The sequence below is a fragment of the Streptomyces sp. UW30 genome (assembly GCF_008042075.1).
In the GTDB taxonomy this organism is placed as follows: domain Bacteria; phylum Actinomycetota; class Actinomycetes; order Streptomycetales; family Streptomycetaceae; genus Streptomyces.
In genome coordinates this window covers 2,061,019-2,087,080 of the sequence record NZ_RDBN01000037.1, presented here as the reverse complement: position 1 = coordinate 2,087,080, position 26,062 = coordinate 2,061,019, and the positions used below count along the sequence as shown (strand labels likewise).

Below are 26,062 nucleotides of genomic sequence, written 5' to 3'. Positions count from 1 at the left end.
GGTGATCGCCACGGCCACGGCCCTGGTGTTCGCCCTGCGCCCCGGCGGCACGGACGGCGACGACAAGGCCGACGCCACCCCGAACCCTCCGGCCACGGCATCCACGCCCGGTCCGGCAAAGCAGAAGCCGAGCCCCGGCACACCCAGCGCCACACCCACACCGGCCGGCCACTGGATCGCCCAGCTCCACTCCGAACCCGTCTCCGCGGGCACCGCCAACCGGGACAGCCGCCTCGCCACCCTCCGCGAGTCGGTCCCGGAGGCCGCCGTCCTGCGCAGCGACGACTACGCCTCCCTGCGCGGCGGCTACTGGGTGTTCTACGCCCCCGGCCCCTTCACCGACGGCCGCGCCGCCCTGACGTTCTGCGCCGAGCGCGGCCGAACGACGGTGAACACCTGCATGGGCCGCTACCTGAGCACGGACCCGACCGAGTACAACCTCCAGTGCCGCCCTCCGGCCACCGCGCCGACCGGTTCCTGCACGCGCACCGACTGAGAGAAGGCCCGGCCCGCCGGGCGGGTGACTGAGGTCCGGCACACCCCTCGGTGGACCGAAATGAGCATGTGATCCTCATATCTTCATGCGGTGATCACTCTCGTACGACGCGTCACCGCCGTCTGCGCCCTGGGCGCGGCGTTCAGCGCGCTCGCCGCGTGTACGGCGCCCGAGGACACGACCCGCGCCCCGCGTCCGGCGCCCAGCGCCACGGCCGCCGTCTCCCCCGGGGCCGAGCCGCCGACCCTCGCGCCCGGCCCCGCGGGCATGACGCCCGTCTTCGAGCACGGGCCCCGGAACGGGGGCCGAACCGTCGCGCTGACCTTCGACGCCGACATGACCGCCGATCAGGGGCCGCGGGCGGCGCAGGGCGAGCGGTTCGACAATCCGGGGCTGATCGCGGCGCTGCGGGAGCTGAAGGTGCCGGCGACCGTGTTCATGACGGGGCGGTGGGCCGAGCAGTACCCCAAGCAGGCCCGGTCCATCGGACGGGATCCGCTCTTCGAGGTCGCCAACCACTCCTACAGCCACTACGCCTTCACCGACCACTGCTACGGGTTGCCGACCATCGGCGAGGAGCGGATGCGGGCGGACGTGGAGCGGGCGTACACGGTGTTCCGGAAGGTGGGGATCCGTGCCGCGATGCCGTACTTCCGGTTTCCCGGCGGGTGCTACGACCGGCGGGCCCTCAAGGCGCTGACCCCGGTCGGTGTGACGGCCGTGCAGTGGGACGTGGTGAGCGGGGACGCGTTCGCGACGGACGCCGGCGCGGTCGCCCGGGAGGTGCGGCGCGGGGTGCGGCCCGGGTCCGTGGTCGTCCTGCACTGCACGCGCAGCGCGGCTCCGACGACCGAGCGGGTGGTCCGCAGCGTCGTGCCGCAGCTGCGTGCGAAGGGCTTCCGGCTGGTGAAGGTGTCCGAGCTGATCCGGGCCGCGAGCGGGCGGCTCTGAGCGTCCTACGCTGGAGCCATGAGCGACGACTACTGCACGATCCGGGACGCGGTGAAGCCGCCGAAGGCCGACGGGCCGCCGTACGCGGACTGTGTGCTGTGCCGGGAGCCGACCGAGTACCCGGAGTCGTACAAGGGGATCACGCTCTGCCCGGTGTGTGAATGGCAAGAAGCGCAGCGCACCGCCTGTTCAGGGTGATCGTCGGGACGTGAGCGCGCAGGCCGCCGTGGTCGCCGCCGCCGTGAGCAGGGTCGCCGCCACCAGGGGCAGCACCGGCATCGGGACCGTACCCGAGCGTGAGCCCGTGACCAGGCCGCTGACCGCCGCCTGCGCCGGGGAGCCCGTCACCACCACCGACAGCAGGGCCGCGAGCAGCATCGTCGGCACCGCGCGGCCGGTCGAGCGCAACAGCGGCCAGGTGGTGAGGGCGCCGACGGCCGTGCCGAGCAGGGCGCAGGCCAGCGCGGCGAGCAGCCCGGCCGCACCGGCGGCGAGCCGTGGCACCCGCGTCTGGTGATCCGCGCTCGCGGCAGCGCTGATCAGCGTCACGACGACGGTCCCGGCCGTGCCCAGGACCACGGCGGTGGCCAGTGCCACCAGCAGCGCGGCGAGGTGCGCCCGTCCGGGGCCGACCGCGGCGGAGACACAACTGCGGGCGGCGGGCGGCTCGTTGGTGACGCAGATCCGCACCAGCCAGGCGGCCACGGGCAGCAGGGCCGCGGCCGCGTAGCCGAGCGAGTCGAGGATCGGCTGGCCGCTCTGCACACCGATCCCGAGGAACACGACGTACAGGATGAACGGCGGCAGCCAGCGCTGTGAGCGGGCGAGCAGGGCGGCCTGGTATCTGAGCAGGGCGTTCATCGGCGGCTCTCGTGGTCGGGGGTCGGCTCCTGGCTCACGCTCACCACGTGCCAGGGCGGCCGGGCGGTCAGCAGGGCACGCAGAAGGATGTCCGAGTGGGACGCGGGCACGGTGAGACGGTGGGTGCCGGGCGTGGGTTCCTCGGCCGAGACGAGCGTGCGGGTCGTGTCGGCGGGGAGTTGCCCGCCCGTCGGTCCCCGGACGACGACGGTCACGCGCGGGCCGTCGGATTCCGCGGGCGCTCGGTCGCCGCGCTGCTCAAGTCCCGTGTCCCGCACGGTGTACGTCGCGTCGGGCGCCCCCGCCAGGCGGCGCGGGTCGTGGTCCACGAAGACCACGGTGGTGCCGCCCGCGGTCCGTTCGGCGACGGCCCGCTCCAGCTCGGCGCGGGCGTCGGTGTCGAGGCCGGTCCAGGCCTCGTCCAGGACGAGCAGCTCCGGCTCGGCGAGCAGGGCCTGCACGACGGCGACCTTCTGGCTGCTGCCCTTCGACAACTGGGCCATGGGGGTGCGGGCGTAGGGGGCGGCGCCGAAGCGGTCGAGCCACTCCAGGGCGGCGCGGGTGGCCGCCGGCCGGGACAGGCCGTGGACCGTGCCGAGGTGGGTCAGATAGCCGAGGGCGGTGAAGGGGAGGGCGGTGGGGAAGCGTTCGGGGACGTACGCGGTGCGGGGCGCTCCGCTGATGCGGCCCTCCGAAGGGGCGTCTATGCGAGCCAGGAGGCGCAGGAGGGTGGACTTTCCGGTGCCGTTGGGGCCTTGTATGCGGATGAGTGTGCCGGGCTGCACGGTGAGGTGAATGCCGCGTAAGACCCATGGGCCGCGTAGGCCGTAGCGGCGGCCCACGTTGTCCAGACGAAGATCGCGTTGCATGGGGACATCTTGTCCCATGGCGAGTGCGGCTCACTCGGGGCCGGTCGCGCCCACGCGGCGGAGCCGCCAAATCGACACAGCCCCGCGCCCCTTAGGGTTGGCTTTCGTGAGCCATGATTCGACGGCCGGCGGCGACAGTCCGTTCCGGTCCGAGCCCAGTGCACGCGACGAGGCACCGCAGTTCGTGCTGCCCCTGGTCGTCCGCATCGAGCGGGACGCCCCTCCCGCCCGCACCGACGCGCTGGAGACCTCCGCCCGTGCCGTGCTGACGATCCTCGGTGATGAGCGGTCGCTCGGCGAGGGCGAGTGGGCTCAGACCATGCGCGACTGGCAGGACGCGCGGATCCGCAAGGTCGTGCGGCGGGCGCGCGGGGCGGAGTGGCGGCGGGCCGAGAAGCTGCCGGGGATCACCGTCACCGGGAAGTCGGCCGAGGTGCGGGTGTTCCCGCCGGTGCCGTTGGACGGCTGGCCCAAGGAGCTGGCGAAGCTCCAGGTGTCCGGGACCGACCTCGACGACCCGGAACCGCCCGAGGACGCCGACCCTTCGGCGCCGGTGCTGTGGCTGAACCCCGAGCTCGACATGTCGGCCGGCAAGGCGATGGCCCAGACCGGGCACGCGGCGCAGCTCGCCTGGTGGGAGCTGTCGGACGAGGAGCGGGCCGCCTGGCGCGACGCGGGGTTCGCGCTGGCCGTGCGGACCGCGGACCCGGCCCGCTGGGGTGAGCTGACGAGCGGCCGACTGCCGTTGGTGCGGGACGCGGGGTTCACGGAGATCGCGCCCGGCTCGTGCACTGTCGTCGCCGACCATCCGGCGCTGCGGCGGACGCCCGGCGTCTGAGCCCGGCCGCCCGGAATTCCCGGCATCTGAACATCCCCGGCGCCTCGCGCGTACGACCTTGTGGTGGTCGTGCGGGGGGTGCGGGGCGTGGGTCCCAACCTCAAATGTTGCTCTGAAGGTGTCCCCCGAGGGGTTCGGTCGGGGCCCGCGGGGCCATACCCCCGTCACGTCCGACCCGTCCGACGAGACGGGGCAGCGGGTACGGGAGAGGCCGAGGAGGGGACGATGGAGCGACTGGGTACGGGAATCGGATGGCGTCCGGAGATCGCGGACGCCGTGGAACGCATGCCGGGCATCGACTGGGTCGAGGCCGTCGCCGAGAACGTCTGCCCCGGGCATCTCCCCGAGTCCCTGGTACGGCTGCGGGAGCGCGGGGTGACCGTGATCCCGCACGGCGTCTCGCTGGGCCTCGGCGGGGCGGAGCGGCCCGACGCCGGGCGGCTGGCGGCGCTCGCCGAGCGGGTGGAGGCGCTGGGGGCGCCGCTGGTCACCGAGCACATCGCGTTCGTACGGGCGGGCGGGCCGCTGACGGCGTCGCCGCACCTCGAGGCGGGGCATCTGCTGCCCGTGCCGCGCACCCGGGACGCCCTCGACGTGCTGTGCGAGAACGTCCGGATCGCGCAGGACGCGCTGCCCGTCCCCCTCGCCGTGGAGAACATCGCCGCGCTGATCTCCTGGCCGGGCGAGGAGATGACCGAGGGGCAGTTCCTGTACGAGCTCGCCGACCGCACGGGCGTACGGCTGCTCATCGACGTGGCCAACCTGCACACCAACCACGTCAACCGGGGCGAGGACCCGGCCAAGGCGCTCGCCGAGCTGCCGCTGGAGGCCATCGCGTACGTCCATGTCGCGGGCGGCTTCGAACGCGACGGCGTCTGGCACGACAGCCACGCCCACCCCGTCCCCCAGCCGGTCCTCGACGTCCTGACGGACCTCGCCTCCCGTGTGTCCCCGCCGGGGGTGCTGCTGGAGCGGGACGAGAACTTCCCCGAACCGGCCGAGCTGGAGCGGGAGTTGGGGGCGATCCGGGGGGCCTTGGAGAAGGGCGCCGAGCAGCGGACGGCCGCCGGGCAGGGCGCCACCACCGAGGGCACCTCGCGGGCGACGGCGCCCGAGGAGGGTGCGGCTCCCACCGGCGAGGCCGTCGAGCCCGCCCGCCAGCGGCTCGCCCTCGCGCAGGCCGCGCTGCTCTCCGCGCTCGTCGCGGGGACGCCCGTGCCGGAAGGGTTCGACCGGGTGCGGCTCGGGGTTCAGGCGCGGGCGCTCGCCGGGAAGCGGGCGGACGTCGTGGCGAAGGTCGCGCCCGAGCTGCCGGTGATCCTCGGCGACCGGTACCGGCGGGCCTTCCTCGGGTACACGCACGGTCACCCGATGAGCGACGGCTACCGGCGCGACGCGCTGGACTTCGCCGGGTATCTGCTGGCCGAGGGCCGCTGCGAGGACGCGCGGGTGCGGGCGGAGTTGCGGGAGTGGTGGCTGGAGCGGTCGGGACCGAAGCCGCGCTCCCGGCGGCCCGGGGTGCGGCTGGCGCGGGCCACGCGCCGAGTGCTGCTGCGACGGTGAGCGGGGGCGGCCTACGCCGAACCCCGCTCCCTCGTGGACGCGACCGCGGCCGCCGAGTGTGCCGGGGTTAACACCCGGGCCCGCAGCACCCTCCACGCGTCCGCTTGGTCCGCGTATGACACCGTAAGCCCGCCCCCGAAGCTCCCCTTTCGCCCGTAACCACCCTGGTTGCAACCATTCGCTCCTGTACGGAGGTTGGTGTAGGCGCCGAAGTAATATGCCAACCTAACCCTCGAAGCGCACTAACGTGCGGTGCCGCAACAGGAGGCACCATGCGACCGCGACCCCCCATCACCGGCAGAGGCATCGTCAGCGGCACCGGGATCATCATCACGGGCCTGGTGGCGACGCTGCTGGCGATGATCTTCCCGATCTGGTCGTACGCCGACCGGTCCGGGACCGGTCTGGACGTACTGAACGCCGACACCGTCTCGACCGGCTACGGGCCGCTGTCCGCCCTCGACCGCGAGTTCGTCACGAAGGTCCGGCTGGCCGGGCTGTGGGAGCTGCCCGCCGGCCGGCAGGCCCGGCAGAAGGGCACCACCGCGGCCGTACGGACCGCCGGAGAGCACCTCATCGAGGGGCACGCGTTCCTGGACGAGCGGGTGCGTGACGTCGCGGCCAGGCTCAGCCTCCAACTGCCCAACGAGCCCACCGAGCAGCAGCAGGGATGGCTGGCGACCCTGAACGCGGCCCAGGGTGTGGAGTACGACCGGCAGTTCGCGAACATCCTGCGGCTGGCGCACGGCAAGGTGTTCTCCGTCGTCGCCCAGGTCCGGGCCAGTACGCGCAACTCCCTCGTGCGTAAACTCGCCGACGACGCCAACACCACCGTGCTGGACCACATCACGGTCCTGGAGGCCACCGGCTACGTCGACTTCGACGCCCTGGCCCGGGACATGGTCGCGAACAGCACCCCTCCGCTCACGCCCTCCCCCGCCCCGCCGGGTCCGACGACCGACCCCGCTCCGGCCGTGCCGATGACCCCACCGCCGTCGCCGACGTACACCCTGCCGCCGGCCGCCGCCAGCCCGCGCGGGGACGACACCGAGGGCTCCTGAGGGCCGTACGCCCCGATCCGGAACGTCACATCCCGGCAACTCTCGGTCCGTATCGTGAACGACCCATGGCGTGCACAGAGCCTTTGGCATAGAAACGCGGCATGTTCTGGGTCCTTCTCCTACTGCTGGCCTGGGCCGTCGCCGGCACGGCGTGCACGCGGCTGTGCCTGGCCGCCGTACACACCGCGGCCATGGACACGAAAGAGTCGACCGCGGCCCCGGACCACGATCTGACGCTGTACGAGGCCGCCTTCCTGTCCGGCGGCCCCCGACGGGTCGCCGATCTGACCCTCGTCTCCATGGCGCGCCAGCAGCGGCTGCTGCTCGCGCGCACCGGCTGGGCGACGGTCGTCGATCCGCGCGGGCGCGACGAGATGGAACGCTCGGTGATAGGGGCCATCGGGCCGCAGGGCCAGTCCCGGATCGAGCCGGTGCGGGACGCCGCGGCCGCCGCCGACGCGGTGGGCAGCCTCGCCGACCGGCTGGTCAGCGCGGGCCTCGCCGTGCCCGACGCGGCGCGCGACGACATAGGCGCCGCGGTCCGTCAGGTGCGGCTCGCCGCGGCTGCCGTGGCGGCGCTCGGCGCGATCGCCCTGCTGGCGCCCGACCGGTCCGAGATGCCGGCGCATCTGGTCGCGCTGTGGTTCGCCCTGCCGTTCGTGCTCACCCTGAGCTGCCTCGCCATCGCCCGCATCGAGATCCACCCGTACACGCGGTGGGCCTCCCCGGCCGGGCAGCGGCTGCTGAGCGCCCTGGTGCGGCACTCCGGAGGCGGCGGCGACCGCACGTATCTCACCTCCGTCGCCGTACGGGGCGTGCGCGCGATCGGCGAGCCGGACCTGCGTGCGGCGTTCGCGCACCGCGAGCAGCACCATGAGGAGATGCACTGGCGCGAGTGACGACGCGATAAGTCGATGACGAATAGGGGGCATTGCGGCGACTTCGGCGAGGCGGTGCTTGCCTTCATCAACAGACGAACCAAATATCCCTTTTGTTGCTGCCGTGCACCGAAGGGAAATGCCATGCGAGCTGCCGCCCTCTACTCGGCCGCGGGGGCCCTGCTCCTGTCGTCACTCTCCCTGGCCCCGGCCGGCAACGCCGGGGCGGCCCCGAGGACGGACGAGCGGCACGGTACGGCGGTGGCCGCCGCGCGTGCCAAGGCGGCCGGCATCGCCTTCCGTCGCTGCCCCAAGGAGCAGGGCCTGCCGGGCAACGTGCAGTGCGGCACGGTGTCCGTCCCGCTCGACTACTCCCGCCCCTACGGCAAGCAGATCCGGCTCCTGGTCAGCCGGGCCACGGCCACGCACAAGGACCCGCACAACAGCAAGCGCCGGGTGCCGGGGCAGGGTGCCCTGGTCTACAACCCGGGCGGACCGGGCGCCTCCGGCGTGCAGTTCCCGCTGATCGGGGTCATCCCGGCGTGGAAGCGGCTGGCGGCCGCCTACGACCTGGTCGGCTACGCCCCGCGCGGAGTGGGACCCTCCGCCCCGCTGTCCTGCCAGGACCCCAAGCACATCGCCAAGGGGCCTTCCCTCGCGCCGACGTTCCCCTCGGAGGCGTACAAGAAGGAGCGCGTCGAGCGGGCGAAGGCGTACGCGCGCGGCTGCGCCGAGCGTGCCGGGAGCGCGCTTCAGTACTACAACTCCCTCAACAACGCCCGTGACCTGGACGTCCTGCGCGCCGCGCTGCGCGAGGAGAAGCTGACGTTCATGGGCGCGTCGTACGGCACCTACTTCGGCGCGCTGTACGCACACCTCTTCCCCCAGCACGTACGGCGGATGGTGTTCGACTCGGCGGTGAACCCGGACCCCAAGCAGATCTGGTACCACAGCAACCTGGCCCAGTCGGCGGCGTTCGAGGGGCGCTGGACGGACTTCCGGGACTGGGTCGCCAAGCACGACGACGTGTACGGGCTCGGCGTCACCGCCGACGAGGTGCTGGCCAGTTACGAGAAGGTACGGGCGCGGCTCGCGGCGCGGCCGGCCGGCGGGAAGATCGGGCCGGGGCAGTTGCAGGAGGCATTCCTCCAGGCCGGCTACTACGACGACTACTGGCCCTCGCGGGCGCAGGCGCTCTCGGCGTATCTGAAGGGCGATGCGAAGCCGCTGGTCGAGCTGGCCTCGCCGGTGACGGAGGCGGCGGCCGAGGAGGAGAACACGAACGCGGTCTACACGGCCGTGGAGTGCAATGACGCGCCCTGGCCGACGGACTGGGCGGTCTGGGACCGGGACAACACGCGGCTGGCACGGGTGGCGCCGTTCGAGACCTGGGACAACGCGTGGATGAACCTGCCGTGCGCCTTCTGGCAGGCGCCCCGGCAGAAGGCTGTGGACGTGCGGACCGGGCCGGGTGAGCTGCCGCCGACGCTGATCCTGGCCGCCGAGCGGGATGCCGCCACGCCGTACGAGGGCGCGCTGGAGATGCACCGGCGGCTCGCGGGCTCGGTCCTGGTGACCGAGCGGGACGCCGGGACGCACGGCATCGCGTACGGCCCGAACGCCTGCGTCAACGGCCACGTCGACGCGTATCTGCTGGAGGGCCGTCTGCCGGGGCGGCGCGCGGCGTGCGAGGGGCACCCCGAGCCGAAGCCGACCGCTGCCGACAAGCGCCGGCACAAGACCGCGGCTGCCCGGCGTCCGTAGCCGGTCGCGCCCGCGCGGCGGAGCCGCGGTGTGACGCAGCCCCGCGCCCCTTTCGGGGTGCGGGGCTGCGTCACACTTCGACCAACGGCTCAGGCGAGCCCGGCCACCAGCTCCGCAACGGACTTGCGGCGGCCGGTGTAGAACGGCACCTCCTCGCGGACGTGCATCCGGGCCTCGGAGGCGCGCAGGTGGCGCATGAGGTCGACGATGCGGTAGAGCTCGTCGGCCTCGAAGGCGAGGATCCACTCGTAGTCGCCCAGCGAGAACGAGGCGACCGTGTTGGCGCGCACGTCCGGGTAGCCGCGGGCCATCTTGCCGTGGTCGGCGAGCATGCGGCGGCGGTCCTCGTCGGGCAGCAGGTACCAGTCGTAGGAGCGCACGAAGGGGTAGACGCTGACGTAGTTCCGCGGCGTCTCGTCGGCGAGGAACGCCGGGATGTGCGAGCGGTTGAACTCGGCCGGGCGGTGCAGCGCCATGTTCGACCAGACCGGCTCGAGCGCGCGGCCGAGCTTGGTGCGGCGGAAGAGGTTGTACGCGTCCTGGAGCTGGTCGGCGGTCTCCGCGTGCCACCAGATCATGAGGTCGGCGTCGGCGCGCAGCCCGGACACGTCGTAGGTGCCGCGGATCGTCACGTCCTTGGCGGCGAGCTGGTCGAACAGCTCCTGGACCTCGTCGGCATAGCCCGCGCGGTCCTCGGGGAGCACGTCCTTCAGCCTGAAGACGGACCAGAGGGTGTAGCGGATGACCTCGTTGAGGTCCTTGGCCAGCTTGCCCTTGTTCGGGATCCTGCCGGACTCGGTGGTGGAGGCGTCGTCACTCATGCCCTTATTCTCCCGCTCCGCCGTGCAGACTCTGCACCGGGTTGGCGGTGAGCTCCTCCACACCGCGCAGATCACCCTCCAGCTGGTCGGCGGCGGCGTACGCGCTGGCGATGCACGCCGGGATGCCCACGCCGTCGTACTGCGCGCCGCACACGGCGAGGCCCGGCACCTTGGCGACGTGCTCGCGGACGCGGGCCACGCGCGCGTGGTGGCCGACCGGGTACTGGGGCAGGCCGTCGGTCCAGCGGGTGACGCGGGTCTGAAGGGGGGTGGCGTCGAGGCCGGTGGCCTCCTTGAGGTCCCGGCGGGAGACGTCGACAAGGTGGTCGTCCTCGCGGCCCAGGATCTCCGTCTCGCCGTGCCGCCCGACGGAGGTGCGCAGGACGAGGGTGTCCGGGTCCTCGTCGCCGATCCAGCCCCACTTCTGGGAGGCGAACGTCGACGCCTTGATGGTGCGCCCGTCGACCGGCGGCACGAGGAAGCCGCTGCCCGCCGGGAGGTCGGCGTCGGCTCGGCGGTAGGCGAGGGTGATCAGGGCCATGGAGGCGTACTCGACGCCGGCCAGCTCGGCGGCGGCCTCGGGGGCCTCGGCGCGCAGCAGGGCAGCGGCGGCCGGGGCGGGTACGGCGACGACGACTGCGTCGGCGCGCAGCACCCGGTCACCGGCGACGACGCGCCAGCCGCCGGACGCCTCGCGGCGCAGCTCCGTCACCGGCGCCCCGGTCACGATGTCGCCGCCCCGCGCGCGCACCGACTGTGCGACGGCGAGCGGTAGTTGGCCCACGCCGCCCTCGATGCCCATGAACACCGGCCCGGTCTGCTGGTTCGCCGCGGCCCTGGCCTGGATCTCGCGGACGGCCTCGGTGAGCGAGTCGTGGGTCTTCGCCGCCTGGTAGAGCTGCGGGACCGCCGAGCGCATCGAGATGCGGTACGCGTCGCCCGCGTAGACGCCGCCCAGCAGGGGCTCGACCAGGCGGTCGACGACCTCGCGGCCGAGGCGGGCCGCCACGAACTCGCCGACCGCCACGTCGTCCCCGACCTCGGTGCGGGGCAGGTCGGCGTCGCGCTCGATGCGGGCCAGCCCTTCGTCGGACAGGACGCCGGAGAGGGCGGCGGCGGTGCCGGGGACGCCCATCACGTGTCCCTTGGGCATGGGGCGCAGGGCACCGCGGGTCCAGATCGAGGCCGTCGCGGTGGCGGGCGGCTGGAGCCGCTCGTCGAGGCCCACCTCGCGTGCGAGGGCGACCGCCTCGGGGCGGCGGGCCAGCATCGACTCGGCGCCGAGGTCCACGCGCACGCCGGCGATCTCGCCGGGCAGCAGCTTGCCGCCGACCCGGTCCGACGCCTCAAGGACGGTCACGTGCCGGCCGGCGTCCAGCAGGCGATGGGCCGCGGCGAGCCCGGCGATACCGCCCCCGATGACGACGACCTGGCCCGTTTCCGTACGAGTCTCCACTTCGCGCATGTCCACAGCCTCTCAGACCCCACTGACACCCCTCCGCGCCCCGGTGTCCTTCACGAGTCCCGACCGTGACCGCATCGGGACCGTTTCCCGCCAACGTTCCGCAGGACCCGGGCGTCGAAGAAGCGTCAGTCGTCACGACGACCCTCGGGGGTACGCCCACATGCGCACACGACGTTCCGCACGACCCGCTCAGGCCCTGGTGGGCCTCATGCTGGCCGCCGCACTCGCGCTCACCGGATGCAGCGGCGCGAACGACTCGGGCGGCGCCAGTGATTCCGCCGCCAAGGGCGAGGCCGCCCAGGCGGACTCCAAGGCAGGTGCGCAGCAGGGAGCCCCCGACAGCGGCTCCGGCGCTGGCAAGGCCACCGCGCCCGTCAAGGTCCCCGCGACCCACATCATCCGCACCGCCTCGCTGACCGTGCAGGTCAAGGAGGTACCCAACGCCCTCGACGAGGCCCGTACGACCATCGAGAACGCGGGCGGCTACGTCGGCGACGAGACCACCACCCGCGACGACGAGGGCCACGAGCACACCCGCGTCGTCCTGCGCGTGCCCGTCGACCGGTACGCCGAGGTCCTCGCGGACCTGGAGGGCGCGGGCAAGCTGATCGAGCGCAGCGCGAAGGCGCAGGACGTCACCGACCAGGTCGTGGACGTGGAGAGCCGCATCAAGTCGCAGCGGGCCAGCGTGGCCCGGATCCGCGAGCTGATGGACCAGGCGACGAGGCTCAGCGACGTGGTGACGCTGGAGGGCGAGCTGAGCAGCCGGCAGGCCGACCTGGAGTCGCTGCTGGCCCAGCAGGCGTCCCTGAAGGACCGCACCAGCCTGGCGACGATCACGCTGTCCCTGTCCGAGACGCCGGTGAAGAAGGCCGCGAAGGACGACGATCCAGGCTTCGTGGACGCGCTCGCGGGTGGCTGGAACGCGTTCGTGACGATGGTGCGCTGGCTCGCGGTGGCGTTCGGCGCGGTGCTGCCGTTCGCGGCGGTGGCGGCGCTGCTCGTGCTGCTGTGGCTGAAGGTGCTGCGCCCCCGGCTGCCGCGCCGGCCGGCGACCGCGCCCGCGACCACCCCGCTCGGCCCGCTGCCGGCCGCCCGGCCCGCTCCGTCTCCCACGCGCGCGGGAGACGGACAGGGCGGCGAGCAGGACTGAAATTCCCTGCGCCCGTAGCGTGTTCGCATGACCATGAGCGCTACGACGGGTGTGCCGGGCAAGCGGGAACGGCTGGTGGTGATCGGCGGCGACGCCGCGGGGATGTCCGCGGCGTCGCAGGCGAGACGCCTGAGGAGCGCCGAGGAGCTGGAGATCGTGGCCTTCGAGCGCGGCCACTTCACCTCCTTCTCGGCGTGCGGCATCCCGTACTGGGTGGGCGGCGACGTGCCCGAGCGGGACCAGCTGATCGCCCGTTCGCCGGAGGAGCACCGCGCGCGGGACATCGACCTGCGCATGCGGACGGAGGTCGTGGAGATCGACGTGGCCGGCCGCCGGGCACGCGCGCGTGACGTCGATTCCGGCGCCGAGTCCTGGACGTCGTACGACAAGCTCGTGATCGCGACCGGCGCCCGCCCGATCCGCCCCGACATGCCGGGCGTGGACGCGCCCGGCGTCCACGGCGTGCAGACCCTCGACGACGGCCAGGCCCTGCTCGACACGCTGGCACGCACGCGTGGCCGTCGCGCGGTGGTGGTCGGCGCCGGCTACATCGGCGTGGAGATGGCCGAGGCGCTCATCAATCGCGGCTACGAGGTGACGGTCGTCAACCGTGGCAGCGAACCCATGTCGACGCTCGACCCCGACATGGGCCGCCTCGTGCACGCGGCCATGGAGGGCCTGGGCATCACCATGGTCAACGACACCGAGGTCACCAAGATCCTCACCGGCGAGGACGGCAACGTCCGCGCGGTGGCCACGCAGGACGCCGAGTACCCGGCGGACGTGGTCGTCCTGGGCATCGGCGTCCGCCCGGAAACGGCGCTCGCGCGAGCCGCCGGCCTCCCCCTCGGCGACCACGGCGGCCTGCTGACCGACCTCGCCATGCGCGTGCGCGGCCACGAGGACATCTGGGCGGGCGGCGACTGTGTGGAGGTCCTCGACCTGGTCTCCGGCCAGGAGCGCCACATCGCCCTCGGCACCCACGCCAACAAGCACGGCCAGGTCATCGGCACGAACGCCGGCGGCGGCTACGCCACGTTCCCCGGCGTGGTCGGCACGGCCGTCAGCAAGGTCTGCGACCTGGAGATCGCCCGCACGGGCCTGCGCGAGAAGGACGCACGCAGGGCGGGCCTGCAGTACGTCACCGCCACGATCGAGTCGACGAGCCGCGCGGGCTACTACCCGGGTGCCTCCCTCATGAAGGTCAAAATGCTCGCCGAACGCCGCACGGGACGCCTGCTGGGCGTACAGATCGTGGGCCGCGAGGGCGCGGCCAAGAGGGTCGACATCGCGGCGGTGGCCCTGACGGCGGGGATGACGGTGGAACAGATGACGTCCCTGGACCTGGGATACGCCCCACCGTTCTCCCCGGTCTGGGACCCGGTACTGGTAGCGGCCCGTAAAGCTGTGAAGGCGGTAGGACAACCCGCCTAGGGGCCGCGGCGCTCACGCGCTGCCGTTGATCCTCTCAATGGCCTGCCGAGCCTGCTCGGCAGGCGCCCGAGGGGGCAACGAAGACACGGACGCACTGGTCGGCACAGCGGCGGCAGCAACCGGCTGCTCCCCCGCCGGCTTCGCGTGCGCAGCCCCCCGCGGGGAACGCAACCGATGGCTCACCGCCTCGTCCAGCGTCACCGGCCGCTGCATCTGCGCGGCAAGCCGCCCCGCCTCCTGACCCAGCCGCGCGACGTCTTCCCACGGCAGCCGCACCACCACGGCGATCTCGGCCTCACCGTCGGGCAACGCGTGAATCGGAGGAGTAACTCGGTCGTTCATCGCCTGTTCCTCACGTAGACCCCGCGACCCGCCTTCCCCGTGCCGCGGGCGGTTGCCGAGTCATACGCACGCGCCCCCACCCACGTTCACCGATTCGCCGCACCGATCCCGGGCAGATACCAGTCGTGGTCATCCCCGTCCATGACGTGAACCCGGTGCGCCGCACCCCTTGGGTGACATACGCGCTGATCGCCGCGAACGTCCTCGTCTTCCTGTCCACGCCCGGGATAGCCGGCTCCGTGTCCGGTGAGAGCAGCCTGGCCCAGCTGTGCCATCTGCATGCGTTCCTGGACCACTACGCGGCGGTGCCAAGGGAGTTGATCCACGATCAGCTGCCGGGAGTGGTCCCTACGGGCGAGGTCGCCGTCGGCCCGAACGGCCCCGGCTGTGTGATCGGCCGGCCCGGCTACGACAAGTCCCCCGCGCTGTCGGTCTTCACCGCGATGTTCCTGCACGGCAGCTGGCTGCACCTGCTGGGCAACATGCTCTTCCTGCTGATCTTCGGCAACAACATCGAGGACCGCATGGGCCACGTGCGGTACTTCCTCTTCTACGTCGTCTGCGGCTACGCGGCGTCGTACGGCTTCGCGTTCCTCAACGACGACTCGGCCGACCCGCTGATCGGCGCGTCCGGGGCCATCGCGGGCGTCCTGGGCGCCTATCTGGTGCTGTATCCGAGGGCCAGGGTGTGGGTCCTCGTGCCGTTCCTGATCTTCCTGCCGCTGCGGCTGCCCGCCTGGCTGGTGCTCGGCTTCTGGTTCGTGCTGCAGGCCGTGTACTCGTCCGGAGAGGGCGTCTCCGACGCCGGCACGGTGGCGTACGCGGCGCACGTCGCCGGCTTCCTCGCGGGCATGCTGCTCGCCTGGCCGCTCAAACCGGGGACCACACCGCCGCCGGAGCCCCGCGGCCTGCTGTTCGGCAGGCGGGCACGGCCCCGGCAGACGTGGTGAGCGTTCTCTATCGGGCCGTCTGCGTGTGGACGTACTCGACGAGCCGGGTCAGGGCGTCCGGGTCGGTGGACGGCATGACGCCGTGGCCGAGGTTGAAGACATGGCCCTCTAGACCGGCCGCGGTGTCGAGCACCTCGCGGGTCTTGGCCTCGATCGCCTCGGGGGTGGCGAACAGGACGGTCGGGTCGAGGTTGCCCTGGAGCGCCTTGCCGGGGCCGACACGGCGGGCGGCCTCGTCGAGCGGGACGCGCCAGTCGACGCCGACGACGTCCGCGCCGGCCTCGCCCATGAGCTTCAGCAGCTCACCGGTGCCGACGCCGAAGTGGATGCGCGGGACGCCGTACCCGGCGACGGCGTCGAAGACCTTCGCGGAGGCGGGCATCACCGAGCGGCGGTAGTCGACGGGGGCGAGGGCGCCGGCCCAGGAGTCGAAGAGCTGGACGGCGGAGGCGCCGGCCTCGATCTGCACCTTCAGGAAGGCCGCGGTGATGTCGGCGAGGCGGTCGAGCAGGTCGGCCCACAGCTCGGGGTCGCCGTACATCATCGCCTTGGCGTTCTCGTACGTGCGCGACGGACCGCCCTCGACGAGGTAACTCGCGAGAGTGAAAGGCGCGCCGGCGAAACCGATGAGCGGGGTGGCGCCGAGCTCGCCGGTGAGCATGCCGATGGCCTCGGTGACGTACGAGACGTCCTCGGGGGTGAGGTCGCGCAGTTGGGCCAGGTCGGCGCGGGTGCGGATCGGGCGCTCGACGACCGGGCCGACGCCCGGCTTGATGTCGAGGTCGATGCCGATGGCCTTCAGCGGCACGACGATGTCGCTGAAGTAGATCGCCGCGTCCACGTCGTGCCTGCGCACGGGCTGGAGGGTGATCTCGGTGACCAGCTCGGGCCGCATGCAGGAGTCGAGCATCGCGATGCCCTCGCGCACCTTGCGGTACTCCGGCAGGGAGCGCCCGGCCTGCCGCATGAACCACACCGGGGTGTGCGGCACGGGTTCGCGCCTGCACGCCTTGAGGAAGGCGGAATTCTTGACTGCGTCGGGCGTGGCTGACGGCGGCGTCTGGTTGGCACTCACGGGGGCAAGTCTCGCACGGCCGCACAGGGCCCGGCGCCGGGGTTGGGGTGTTGTCCGGGTGTCTCTCCCTGCACGAAGCTCCGGTTCCCCTTAATCTTCCCGGCATGGCTGCGGCTCAGGGAAGACTGTCGGACGGCACTGGCGGAATGGATGACGCGAAGGAGGCCGGGGAGGGGGAGCGGCATTCGCACAGTACGGCTCCAGCGGCTTTCCGGGCCGCTGTCGAGGCTCTGCGTGCGGGCCGCCTGCGGCCGCAGATCGAGGTCGAGCAGACCAAGGCGCCCCAGCGCCTGGCTCCGTACGCGTACGCGCTGGAGGCGGCGGTCGTCGACGGTGACCAGGACCTGGCCGACGGCCGCCTGGTGCTGCTGCACGACCCGGCGGGCCACGACGCCTGGCGGGGCACCTTCCGGCTGGTGACCCTCGTGCGGGCGGAGCTGGAGCCGGAGATGGCCGCCGACCCGCTGCTGCCCGAGGTGTGCTGGTCCTGGCTGACCGGCGCGTTCCAGGCGCGCGGGCTGTCGTACGGCGAGCCGAGCGGCACCGTCACCCGGGCGAGCTCCCACTACTTCGGCGGCCTGTCCGAGCGCCCGGCGGCCTCGCAGATCGAGATCCGTGCGTCCTGGACCCCGCGTGAGGGCCTGGGCGGGGTCCCGGACACCGCAGGTCATCTGGCGTCCTGGTGCGATCTGCTGGCGCAGATCGCGGGCCTGCCGCCGGCCGGCCCGGGGGACGCGTCGGTGGTGACGCTGCCTCAGCGCCGCGACCCGCAGTCCCGCTAAACCGCTCCTCGCCCGACGGCCGCAAGCTTGACCATCACTTTGTCGATACGGCCACTTTCGGTCAGGAAACAGTCCTTGATCGACGCGATTTACTCGCCTATCGATCGACCACGCGTCCGAATTGCCCTGATTGTTACTCACTAAATCGTGATCTTTCCCTAAAGGGCCACGGGTTTGGTGCCGAAGACGACTGTGACCTTGAAAGCCGTCCCCGCACCCCAGGAGGCCTGGTGTCCGTTCTCCTCGAGCAGCCCGCAAGCCTGGTCGCCTACCGCCCGAACAAGCCCACCGCCATGGTGGTCGTGGCCGACCCCCGCGTCCGCTCCACCGTCACCCGTCACCTCTGGGCGCTCGGTGTGCGCGATGTCATCGAGGCCTCGTCCATCGCGGAGGCTCGTCCCCGCATCGGCAACCCCCGCGACATCTGTGTCGCCGACGTCCACCTGCCCGACGGCTCCGGCCTCACCCTCCTGTCGGAGACCCGCGCCGCGGGCTGGCCCAACGGCCTCGCCCTGTCCGCCGCCGACGACATCGGCGCCGTGCGCAACGCCCTCGCGGGCGGTGTGAAGGGCTACGTCGTCACCGGCACCCGCACCAACGTCGGGCTCCCCACCCGGCCCGGTGCCGCCCCCATCGGCGCCGCCGCCGCCCGTATGCACCGTCGCCACCCGGGTGCCCCGAGCCACCCGGGCGGCTACCGCGAGTTGTCCGGCCGCGAGGTCGAGGTGCTGCGGCTGGTGGCGGAGGGCCAGTCGAACAAGGCGATCGGCGTCTCGATGGGCCTGTCCGCCCTGACCGTCAAGAGCCACCTCGCCCGGATCGCCCGCAAGCTCGGCACCGGTGACCGCGCCGGCATGGTCGCCGTGGCGCTGCGCACCGGAATCATCCACTGAGTCCAGCCGACATCGATGGAACGCATGATCATTCACTGACGTGAACGGGATCGGCCGCTGATCCCACGCTCGTCCCCCCACCCACCGTGAGCCGGATCCTTCACTTGACTGACTGGTTTACGACCCTCGGGCGCCCGCCGACGGAACGTTCCATCGGCGGGCGCTGTCCATACACAGATACCCTTGACATGTGACCGACGCCCAAGAAACCGCAGCAGACAGTTCACTGCGAACCACCGGAGGCGCCCCTCCGGAAGACGACGGATCTTCTGTTACGGAGGCGCCGACCCCTTTGCTGGAACCCCGTGAGGGCATTCCGCCCGTGATCGCCGACGAGGCCGCGCTCGCCGAGGTGATCGCCGCCTTCACCGCGGGATCGGGCCCCGTCGCCGTCGACGCCGAACGCGCGTCCGGCTACCGCTACGGCCAGCGTGCCTATCTCGTGCAGCTGCGCCGCGCGGGCGCGGGTTCCGCGCTGATCGACCCCGTCGCCTGCCCCGACCTGTCCGGCCTCGGCGAAGCCCTGTCCGGAGTGGAGTGGGTGCTGCACGCCGCCACCCAGGATCTGCCCTGTCTGCGCGAAATAGGCATGGTGCCGACCCAGCTGTTCGACACCGAGCTGGCCGGTCGGCTCGCCGGGTTCCCCCGGGTCGGCCTCGGCGCGATGGTCGAGGGCGTGCTCGGGTTCGTCCTGGAGAAGGGGCACTCGGCCGTCGACTGGTCGACCCGGCCGCTGCCCGAGCCCTGGCTGCGCTACGCGACGCTGGACGTCGAGCTGCTCGTGGATCTGCGCGACGCGCTGGAGAAGGAGCTGGACCGGCAGGGGAAGCTGGAGTGGGCGCGGCAGGAGTTCGACGCGATCGCGTCGGCGCCGCCCGCCGAGCCGCGCAAGGATCCCTGGCGGCGGACGTCCGGGATGCACAAGGTGCGCAGACGCCGGCAGCTCGGTGTCGTGCGGGAGCTGTGGCAGACACGCGACCGGATCGCCCAGAAGCGGGACGTGTCGCCGGGCAAGGTGCTCAGCGACGCGGCGATCGTCGAGGCCGCGCTCGCCGTGCCGGGCAATGTGCATGCGCTGGCCGCGCTCAATGGCTTCGGGCACCGCATGGGCCGGCGGCAGCTGGAGCAGTGGCAGGCAGCCGTCGACCGCGCGAAGGCCATGACCGAATCGCAGTTGCCGGCGCCCGGGCAGCCGGTGACCGGGCCTCCGCCGCCGCGGGCCTGGGCCGACAAGGATCCTGTTGCCGCGGCTCGGCTGTCCGCGGCTCGGGCCGCCGTGTCCACGCTGGCCGAGCAGCTCAACATGCCTCAGGAGAACCTGATCACTCCCGACACCGTGCGGCGGGTCTGCTGGGAGCCGCCGAAGGTGGTCGACGCCGAGTCGGTCGCGCAGGCGCTGGCCGGTTACGGGGCTCGGGCCTGGCAGGTCGAGCAGGTCACGCCGGTTCTGGTGGCTGCCTTGACCGCCCAGTCGTCGTGAGAGGTTCCCTGCGCCCCCAAGGGGGCGTCTACGTCGAGATCGCGCCAAGATCTTCCGAGAGCATGCACCCAAGGATGTGACCTTCGCCGCTCCCCTCGCCAGGACTGTGCAGCTACGTTACTCATAAGTAGCATGGCCATGAGCAAGCGCTCAGCGTCCCGCACTTCTGGAGGAGAGCCATCGTGCCTCGTAGCCTCAGGGACGTCGTCTTCGTCGACGGCGTCCGCACCCCGTTCGGCAAGGCGGGCCCGAAGGGCATCTACCACGAGACCCGCGCCGACGACCTCGTCGTGAAGGCGATCCGGGAGCTGCTGCGCCGCAACCCGGGTCTCGACCCGAAGCAGATCGACGAGGTCGCTATCGCCGCGACCACGCAGATCGGCGACCAGGGCCTGACCATCGGCCGCACGGCCGGCATCCTCGCGGGTCTCCCCCAGTCGGTGCCCGGCTACTCCGTCGACCGTATGTGCGCCGGCGCCCTGACCGCCGTCACGACGGTCGCGGGCTCCATCGCCTTCGGCGCCTACGACGCCGTCATCGCCGGTGGTGTCGAGCACATGGGCCGCCACCCGATGGGCGAGGGCGTGGACCCGAACCCGCGCTTCGTCAGCGAGAAGCTGGTCGACGAGTCCGCCCTGTTCATGGGCATGACCGCCGAGAACCTGCACGACCGCTACCCGCACATCACCAAGCAGCGCGCCGACGAGTACGCGGTGCGCTCGCAGGAGAAGGCCGCCAAGGCGTACGCCAACGGCAAGATCCAGGCCGACCTGGTGCCGATCTCGGTGCGTCGTACGAACCCGGAGGCCGGTGAGACCGGCTGGGGTCTCGTGACCGCCGACGAGCCGATGCGCCCGGGGACCACCCTGGAGAACCTCTCCGGTCTGAAGACGCCGTTCCGCGTCCACGGCCGGGTCACCGCGGGTAACGCGGCCGGTCTGAACGACGGTGCCACCGCCTCGATCATCGCGTCCGAGGACTTCGCCCGCGAGAACAACCTCCCGGTGAAGATGCGCCTCGTCTCCTACGCCTTCGCGGGCGTCGAGCCGGAGGTCATGGGCTACGGCCCGATCCCGGCCACGGAGAAGGCCCTCGCCAAGGCGGGCCTGTCCATCGAGGACATCAACCTCTTCGAGGTCAACGAGGCCTTCGCCGTCCAGGTCCTGGCCTTCCTCGACCACTACGGCATCGCGGACGACGACGAGCGCGTCAACCAGTACGGCGGCGCCATCGCCTTCGGTCACCCGCTGGCCTCGTCGGGCGTGCGTCTCATGACGCAGCTGGCCCGTCAGTTCGAGGAGCAGCCTGAGGTCCGCTACGGCCTGACCACCATGTGCGTCGGCTTCGGCATGGGCGCGACGGTCATCTGGGAGAACCCGAATTTCGACGGAGGCAGCAAGTGAGCACCACCGCTGAGCTTTTGAAGGGTGCGGCCGAGCTGTTCCCCGACGAGGTCGTGACGTCCGCGCACGTACGCCACCTCGACCTGCCGTTCGGCGCCGGGCGCTTCGCGCTCATCACGCTGGACAACGGCTTCGACCACACCAAGCCGACCACCTTCGGCCCGCAGTCGCTGGCCAACCTCGACACCGCCATCGACCAGGTCGAGGCGGAGGCCGCGGCCGGTGACATCGTCGGCGTCGGCATCACCGGCAAGCCGTTCATCTTCGCCGTCGGCGCCGACCTCAAGGGCGTCGAGCTGCTGAAGGAGCACAAGGACGCGCTGGCCATCGGCAAGGGCGGCCACGAGGTCTTCAAGCGGCTGTCGGGCCTCGCGGTCCCGACCTTCGCGTACTACAACGGCGCCGCCATGGGCGGTGGCGTCGAGGTCGGTCTGCACTGCAAGTACCGGACCGTCTCGAAGGCGCTCCCTGCGTTCTCGCTCCCCGAGGTCTTCCTCGGCCTGGTCCCCGGCTGGGGCGGCTGCACGATCCTGCCGAACCTGATCGGCGCCGACAAGGCCGTCCAGGTGATCATCGAGAACAGCCTCAACCAGAACAAGCAGCTCAAGGGCCAGCAGGTCTTCGACCTGGGCATCGCCGACGCCATCTTCGAGGGCGCCGACTTCCTGGAGCAGTCGCTGATCTGGACCGCGTCCGTCCTGAAGGGCGACGTCGAGGTCGAGCGCCCGGTCATCGACCGCGGTGAGGGCTGGGACCAGGCTGTCGCCAAGGGCCGTTTCATCGCGGACTCCAAGGTGCACGGCGCCGCTCCGGCCGCCTACCGTGCCCTCGACATCATCGCCGCCGCCAAGAACGGCGACCTCCAGCAGGGCTACGACGCCGAGGACAAGGCGCTCGCCGACCTGATCATGGGTGGCGAACTGCGTGCCGGCATCTACGCCTTCAACCTGGTGCAGAAGCGCGGCAAGCGTCCGGCCGGTGCGCCGGACAAGAACCTGGCGCGTCCGGTCACCAAGGTCGGTGTCGTGGGTGCAGGCCTCATGGCCTCCCAGCTCGCCCTGCTCTTCCTGCGTCGTCTGGAGGTGCCGGTCGTCCTGACCGACATCGACCAGGAGCGCGTCGACAAGGGTGTGGGCTACGTCCACGCCGAGATCGAGAAGCTGCTCGGCAAGGGCCGTATCAACCAGGACAAGGCCAACCGCCTCAAGGCGCTGGTGACCGGTGTGCTGGACAAGGCCGAGGGCTTCGCGGACGCGGACTTCATCATCGAGGCCGTGTTCGAGGAGATCGGCGTCAAGCAGCAGGTGTTCGCCGAGGTCGAGGCGGTCGCCCCGGCGCACGCCATCTTCGCGACGAACACCTCCTCCCTCTCCGTCTCGGAGATGGCGTCGAAGCTGAAGAACCCCGAGCGGGTCGTCGGCTTCCACTTCTTCAACCCGGTCGCGATCCTGCCGCTGCTGGAGATCGTCCGCGGCGAGAAGACGGACGACGCCTCCCTGGCCACGGCCTTCGCCGTCGCCAAGAAGCTGAAGAAGACCGCGGTTCTGGTGAAGGACGCCCCGGCGTTCGTCGTGAACCGCATCCTCACCCGCTTCATGGGCGAGATCCAGAACGTCATCGACGAGGGCACGTCGGTCGAGGTCGCCGAGAAGGCGGTCGAGCCGCTGGGTCTGCCGATGTCGCCGCTGGTGCTTCTGGAGCTGGTCGGTCCCGCGATCGGTCTGCACGTCTCGGAGACCCTCAACCGGGCCTTCCCGGACCGCTTCACGGTCTCCCCGAACCTCGCGGCCGTCGTCAAGGCGGGCAAGCGCGGCTTCTACGTCTACGACTCCGGGAAGCCGGAGCTGGACCCGGAGGTCGCCGCGCTCCTGAAGCAGGGCGATGTCGTCCTGACCGAGGAGCAGGTCCGCGACCGTGTCCTGGACGCGGTGGCCCAGGAGATCGGCCTGATGCTCGACGAGGGCGTCGTCGCCGAGGCCCAGGACATCGACCTCTGCCTGATCACGGGCGCTGGCTGGCCCTTCCACCTGGGCGGCATCACGCCGTACCTGGACAGCGAGGGCGTCTCGGAGCGCGTGAACGGCAAGAAGTTCCTGGCACCGGGCGTGGCGAGCGTCCCCGCGTAAGCGCTCCGCTGTGAACGCCGGTGCCCTGCATGCCGACTTGGTGTGCGGGGCACCGGCGTTGTCGGTAGGTACGTGGGGGCTCCGCCCCCAGACCCCCGCTTCGGCCTCAACGGCCTCGTCCTCAAACGCCGGACGGGCTGATATTGCCTGGCCCGGTGTGCGGGGCACCGGCGTTGTCCCCAGGTACCTGGAGGCTCCGCCCCCAGACCCCCGCTTCGGCCTCAACGGCCTCGTCCTCAAACGCCGGACGGGCTGATATTGCCTGGCCCGGCGTTCAGGTCAGACCTCTCGCCAGGCCTCCAGTGCCAGCCCCGGCTCGTCCTTGCGTCGGGTGACCAGGAGTTGGCCCGTCGACGGTGACAGTGTCGCCGCCACGACCCGCTCGTCCTCGTCGACCGCCAGCGCCACCAGCGCGTCCGACGGGAGCTGTGGCCCCGACTCCGTCCACCACGCCCCTGCCGACTCCTGTTCGGTCGGGTACGCGGCGAAGGCGACGCGGCCGCTCGCCGAGCGCTGGGCGAGCAGTGTGCAGTCGTGGCCGTCGAGTTGGCAGCGGATCGCTGCGACCGGGCCGGGGCCCGCGGACGTCAGGAGGGTCACCGGCTTGGTGCCGGGGCGCCAGACGCACAGGTCTCCGGAGTCGTCGGCGTAGAAGAGGGTCGTGTTCTCCGGGGAGGTGGCCAGGGCCTGCAGGGTGCCGGCGCGTACCGGCGTCTCCATCGCCTCCTCCAGGACCGGGACGCTGCCCGGCTTCTCCTGCCGCCAGTGCAGGACGGCCCCGGGCACGGCCGCGTACAGCTCGACGCGCCCCGACTCCCCCGTCACGGCGGCCAGCCGGTCCTCGACCTCACGCCCCTTGAGGTCGCGCCAGGGGCCCCAGCCGCCCACCTCCTTCTGGCCGCGCATGCTCACGCCACCCTCCCGGTTGCGCACGAAGACATGCGCCCGCCCCTGCGCGTCGACCGTGACGGCGGGCGTGCCGGTGCGGTCGCCGGTCTTGTCCGGGTGGCCGATGGACATCCAGTCCAGCGGGGCAAGACGCGGCCGGAAGTGCGTGGAGTGCACCAGGCCGGCCTCGCCCTCCTTGGTGGGGCGCCAGGCGGCCAGATGGGCGTACGCGTCGGCGCCCTGGCCGATACCGGCGCCGGGGCGCAGCTTCTGGTCGCCGCCGACCTTGCGCGGGGGTTCCCAGGGGCCGCCGGGTCCGAGTTCCGCCCGGCACAGGACAGCGTCCTCGGTCGGCAGATAGACGCCGAGGCGGCCGTCGCGGCCGCGGATGAGCCAGTCGCCGTTCACCGGTTCACTCTATTCGGGGGCGGGCCGTCTCAGTGCCCCGACCCCGGGCAAGCTGGATCAGAGCAGCAACGTCCGCACCAGAACAGGAAGTCGACGTCATGACCGACAAGCTCACCGTGAGCGTCCTGGGCACCGGCATCATGGGCGCCGCGATGGCCCGCAACCTGGTCAGGGCAGGGCACACCGTCCGCGCCTGGAACCGCACCCGTGCCAAGGCCGAGCCCTTGACCGACGACGGCGCGAGCGTCACCGACACCCCCGCCGAGGCGGTCCGGGACGCCGACGTCGTCCTGACCATGCTGTACGACGGTCCCGCGACGCTCGACGTCATGCGTGAGGCGGCGCCCGCACTGCGGTCCGGTGCCGTGTGGATGCAGTCGACGACCGCCGGGATCGAGGCCGTCCCCGACCTGGCCGCGTTCGCGCGCGAGCACGGTCTCGTCTTCTACGACGCCCCCGTCCTGGGCACCCGCCAGCCCGCCGAGGCCGGTCAGCTCACGGTGCTGGCGGCGGGGCCCGTCGAGGGGCGGGAGACGGTGACGCCGGTGTTCGACGCCGTCGGCGCCCGTACGGTGTGGACCGGCGAGGACGGCGGGGCGGGGACCGCGACGCGGCTGAAGCTGGTCGCCAACAGCTGGGTGCTGGCCGTGACGAACGCAGCCGGTGAGGTGCTGGCGCTGTCCAAGGCCCTCGACGTGGACCCGCAGCGGTTCTTCGAGGTGATCGACGGCGGGCCGCTCGACATGGGGTATCTGCGGGCCAAGACGGGGCTGGTGCTGAACGACGGGCTGACCCCGGCCGCGTTCGCGGTGACCACGGCCGCGAAGGACGCGCGGCTCATCGTGGAGGCGGGCGAGCGGCACGGCGTACGTCTGGATGTCGCAGAGGCGAGCGCGGAGCGCTTCGAGCGGGCCGCCGAGCTGGGGCACGGCGACGAGGACATGGCGGCCGCGTACTTCGCCAGCTTCGAGGAGGGCAAGGCCGCGCAGTGAGCCGTGCGAGGCTTGCTCCATGACTGAGGACGTCCCCCTGCTGGTGATCGTCGACGCCGCGAACGTCGTCGGGTCGGTGCCCGACGGGTGGTGGCGGGATCGGCGGGGGGCCGCGGAGCGGCTGCGGGACCGGCTGGCGGCGGACGGGGTGCCGGGGCATGCGGGGCCCGTGGAGATCGTGCTCGTGGTCGAGGGGGCCGCTCGTGGTGTGGAGAGCGTGCCGGGGGTGCGGGTGGAGTCCGCTGCCGGGAGCGGCGACGACCACATGGTCGAGCTGGTCGCGGGGGCGGGCGGGCGGCCCTGCCTGGTGGTGACCGGCGGGCTTCGGTGTGTACTTCCTCTACGGCCGCTCCCACAGCCGTCTCGGACTGCACGAGGAGACGACCGAGGCCGAGGTGGAGAAGGGGGAGGGCGGAAACACCGCCTAGCCCGACGACGCGGGGCCGCCTACGGCCGTACCGTACGCGGCCCTGCCTGGTGGTGACCGCGGACCGGGAACTGCGGCGGCGGGTCACGGAGTTGGGGGCGGACGTGGCAGGGCCGCGTACGGTACGGCCGTAGGCGGCCCC

Annotated in this window: 23 protein-coding genes and 3 pseudogenes; 19 read left to right on the top strand and 7 right to left on the bottom strand. The window is 72.1% G+C overall.

What is annotated here, in order from left to right:
- The 3 genes and pseudogenes from EAO75_RS28255 to EAO75_RS28245 form a co-directional block, all read left to right on the top strand.
- Positions 1–496: pseudogene (locus EAO75_RS28255) on the top strand (serine/threonine protein kinase); the annotation flags it as partial.
- Between the two features lie 90 nt (positions 497–586).
- The gene (locus EAO75_RS28250) at positions 587–1,447 is read left to right on the top strand and encodes a polysaccharide deacetylase family protein (RefSeq protein ID WP_147997814.1); all 861 of its coding nucleotides are present in this window, start codon (positions 587–589) and stop codon (positions 1,445–1,447) included.
- Between the two features lie 18 nt (positions 1,448–1,465).
- Positions 1,466–1,645 carry a hypothetical protein gene (locus EAO75_RS28245; RefSeq protein WP_147997813.1) on the top strand — a complete coding sequence of 60 codons (180 nt, stop codon included), beginning with the start codon at positions 1,466–1,468 and terminating at the stop codon, positions 1,643–1,645.
- Here EAO75_RS28245 and EAO75_RS28240 read toward each other — a convergent pair.
- Entirely contained in the window at positions 1,637–2,308 is a 672-nt protein-coding gene (locus EAO75_RS28240; protein WP_147997812.1) for an ABC transporter, read from the bottom strand. The two genes, EAO75_RS28245 and EAO75_RS28240, sit on opposite strands and share 9 nt — an antisense overlap.
- Positions 2,305–3,177 carry an ATP-binding cassette domain-containing protein gene (locus EAO75_RS28235; RefSeq protein WP_147997811.1) on the bottom strand — a complete coding sequence of 291 codons (873 nt, stop codon included), beginning with the start codon at positions 3,175–3,177 and terminating at the stop codon, positions 2,305–2,307. The genes EAO75_RS28240 and EAO75_RS28235 overlap by 4 nt, the downstream gene beginning before the upstream one ends.
- A 106-nt stretch (positions 3,178–3,283) precedes the next feature.
- Between EAO75_RS28235 and EAO75_RS28230 the strand changes: the two genes are divergently transcribed.
- From EAO75_RS28230 to EAO75_RS28210, 5 genes are all read left to right on the top strand, one after another.
- A complete protein-coding gene (locus EAO75_RS28230; protein WP_261989435.1) occupies positions 3,284–4,015 on the top strand; it encodes an aminoacyl-tRNA hydrolase in 732 nt (243 codons plus the stop codon).
- 225 nt (positions 4,016–4,240) lie between these two features.
- Positions 4,241–5,578 carry a DUF692 domain-containing protein gene (locus EAO75_RS28225; RefSeq protein ID WP_147997809.1) on the top strand — a complete coding sequence of 446 codons (1,338 nt, stop codon included), beginning with the start codon at positions 4,241–4,243 and terminating at the stop codon, positions 5,576–5,578.
- 272 nt (positions 5,579–5,850) lie between these two features.
- Positions 5,851–6,639, top strand: a complete 789-nt coding sequence (locus EAO75_RS28220) for a DUF4142 domain-containing protein (protein ID WP_147997808.1) — start codon at positions 5,851–5,853, stop codon at positions 6,637–6,639.
- A gap of 101 nt (positions 6,640–6,740) precedes the next feature.
- Complete coding sequence (locus EAO75_RS28215) at positions 6,741–7,538, top strand: TIGR04222 domain-containing membrane protein (RefSeq protein WP_147997807.1); 798 nt, start codon at positions 6,741–6,743, stop codon at positions 7,536–7,538.
- Between the two features lie 123 nt (positions 7,539–7,661).
- On the top strand, positions 7,662–9,281 hold the full coding sequence (locus EAO75_RS28210) for an alpha/beta hydrolase (protein ID WP_147997806.1): 1,620 nt from the start codon (positions 7,662–7,664) through the stop codon (positions 9,279–9,281).
- An 89-nt stretch (positions 9,282–9,370) separates the two neighbouring features.
- On the opposite strand, the gene hemQ is transcribed toward EAO75_RS28210, so the two are convergent.
- A complete protein-coding gene (gene hemQ, locus EAO75_RS28205; protein WP_147997805.1) occupies positions 9,371–10,102 on the bottom strand; it encodes a hydrogen peroxide-dependent heme synthase in 732 nt (243 codons plus the stop codon).
- A 4-nt stretch (positions 10,103–10,106) separates the two neighbouring features.
- A complete protein-coding gene (gene hemG, locus EAO75_RS28200) occupies positions 10,107–11,567 on the bottom strand; it encodes a protoporphyrinogen oxidase (protein ID WP_147997804.1) in 1,461 nt (486 codons plus the stop codon).
- Between the two features lie 160 nt (positions 11,568–11,727).
- Here hemG and EAO75_RS28195 point away from each other — a divergent pair, with 160 nt between their 5' ends.
- Together EAO75_RS28195 and EAO75_RS28190 are read left to right on the top strand one after the other, a co-directional pair.
- Entirely contained in the window at positions 11,728–12,720 is a 993-nt protein-coding gene (locus EAO75_RS28195) for a DUF4349 domain-containing protein (protein WP_147997803.1), read from the top strand.
- A 33-nt stretch (positions 12,721–12,753) separates the two neighbouring features.
- The gene (locus EAO75_RS28190) at positions 12,754–14,154 is read left to right on the top strand and encodes an FAD-dependent oxidoreductase (protein ID WP_147998113.1); all 1,401 of its coding nucleotides are present in this window, start codon (positions 12,754–12,756) and stop codon (positions 14,152–14,154) included.
- Between the two features lie 12 nt (positions 14,155–14,166).
- On the opposite strand, the gene EAO75_RS28185 is transcribed toward EAO75_RS28190, so the two are convergent.
- Positions 14,167–14,496, bottom strand: coding sequence for a hypothetical protein (locus EAO75_RS28185; protein WP_147997802.1), 330 nt, complete (start codon positions 14,494–14,496; stop codon positions 14,167–14,169).
- A gap of 125 nt (positions 14,497–14,621) precedes the next feature.
- On the opposite strand from EAO75_RS28185, the gene EAO75_RS28180 reads away from it, so the two are divergent.
- Positions 14,622–15,446, top strand: a complete 825-nt coding sequence (locus EAO75_RS28180; protein ID WP_147997801.1) for a rhomboid family intramembrane serine protease — start codon at positions 14,622–14,624, stop codon at positions 15,444–15,446.
- A 7-nt stretch (positions 15,447–15,453) separates the two neighbouring features.
- Here the strand turns inward: EAO75_RS28180 and hemE are convergent, their stop codons facing one another.
- Positions 15,454–16,521 (bottom strand): uroporphyrinogen decarboxylase, encoded by a 1,068-nt coding sequence (gene hemE / locus EAO75_RS28175; protein ID WP_147997800.1) that lies wholly within the window; start codon positions 16,519–16,521, stop codon positions 15,454–15,456.
- 146 nt (positions 16,522–16,667) lie between these two features.
- Here hemE and EAO75_RS28170 point away from each other — a divergent pair, with 146 nt between their 5' ends.
- The 5 genes from EAO75_RS28170 (at position 16,668) to EAO75_RS28150 (ending at position 23,205) form a co-directional block, all read left to right on the top strand.
- Entirely contained in the window at positions 16,668–17,303 is a 636-nt protein-coding gene (locus EAO75_RS28170) for a DUF3000 domain-containing protein (protein ID WP_261989434.1), read from the top strand.
- Between the two features lie 230 nt (positions 17,304–17,533).
- Positions 17,534–18,196 (top strand): response regulator transcription factor, encoded by a 663-nt coding sequence (locus EAO75_RS28165; protein WP_003997051.1) that lies wholly within the window; start codon positions 17,534–17,536, stop codon positions 18,194–18,196.
- Positions 18,197–18,386: 190 nt separating this feature from the next.
- A complete protein-coding gene (locus EAO75_RS28160; protein WP_147997798.1) occupies positions 18,387–19,676 on the top strand; it encodes a ribonuclease D in 1,290 nt (429 codons plus the stop codon).
- Between the two features lie 182 nt (positions 19,677–19,858).
- Positions 19,859–21,079 (top strand): thiolase family protein, encoded by a 1,221-nt coding sequence (locus EAO75_RS28155; RefSeq protein ID WP_147997797.1) that lies wholly within the window; start codon positions 19,859–19,861, stop codon positions 21,077–21,079.
- Positions 21,076–23,205, top strand: a complete 2,130-nt coding sequence (locus EAO75_RS28150) for a 3-hydroxyacyl-CoA dehydrogenase NAD-binding domain-containing protein (protein WP_147997796.1) — start codon at positions 21,076–21,078, stop codon at positions 23,203–23,205. Before EAO75_RS28155 ends, EAO75_RS28150 begins: the two co-directional genes overlap by 4 nt.
- Before the next feature lie 279 nt (positions 23,206–23,484).
- On the opposite strand, the gene EAO75_RS28145 is transcribed toward EAO75_RS28150, so the two are convergent.
- Positions 23,485–24,501, bottom strand: a complete 1,017-nt coding sequence (locus EAO75_RS28145; RefSeq protein WP_147997795.1) for a hypothetical protein — start codon at positions 24,499–24,501, stop codon at positions 23,485–23,487.
- A gap of 98 nt (positions 24,502–24,599) precedes the next feature.
- Between EAO75_RS28145 and EAO75_RS28140 the strand changes: the two genes are divergently transcribed.
- The 3 genes and pseudogenes from EAO75_RS28140 to EAO75_RS47675 all read left to right on the top strand — a co-directional run.
- Complete coding sequence (locus EAO75_RS28140; RefSeq protein ID WP_147997794.1) at positions 24,600–25,493, top strand: NAD(P)-dependent oxidoreductase; 894 nt, start codon at positions 24,600–24,602, stop codon at positions 25,491–25,493.
- Positions 25,494–25,512: 19 nt separating this feature from the next.
- A pseudogene (locus EAO75_RS47680) lies at positions 25,513–25,788 on the top strand (NTP pyrophosphohydrolase); the annotation flags it as partial.
- Positions 25,789–25,955: 167 nt separating this feature from the next.
- Positions 25,956–26,054: pseudogene (locus EAO75_RS47675) on the top strand (NTP pyrophosphohydrolase); the annotation flags it as partial.
- Positions 26,055–26,062: the final 8 nt, after the last annotated feature.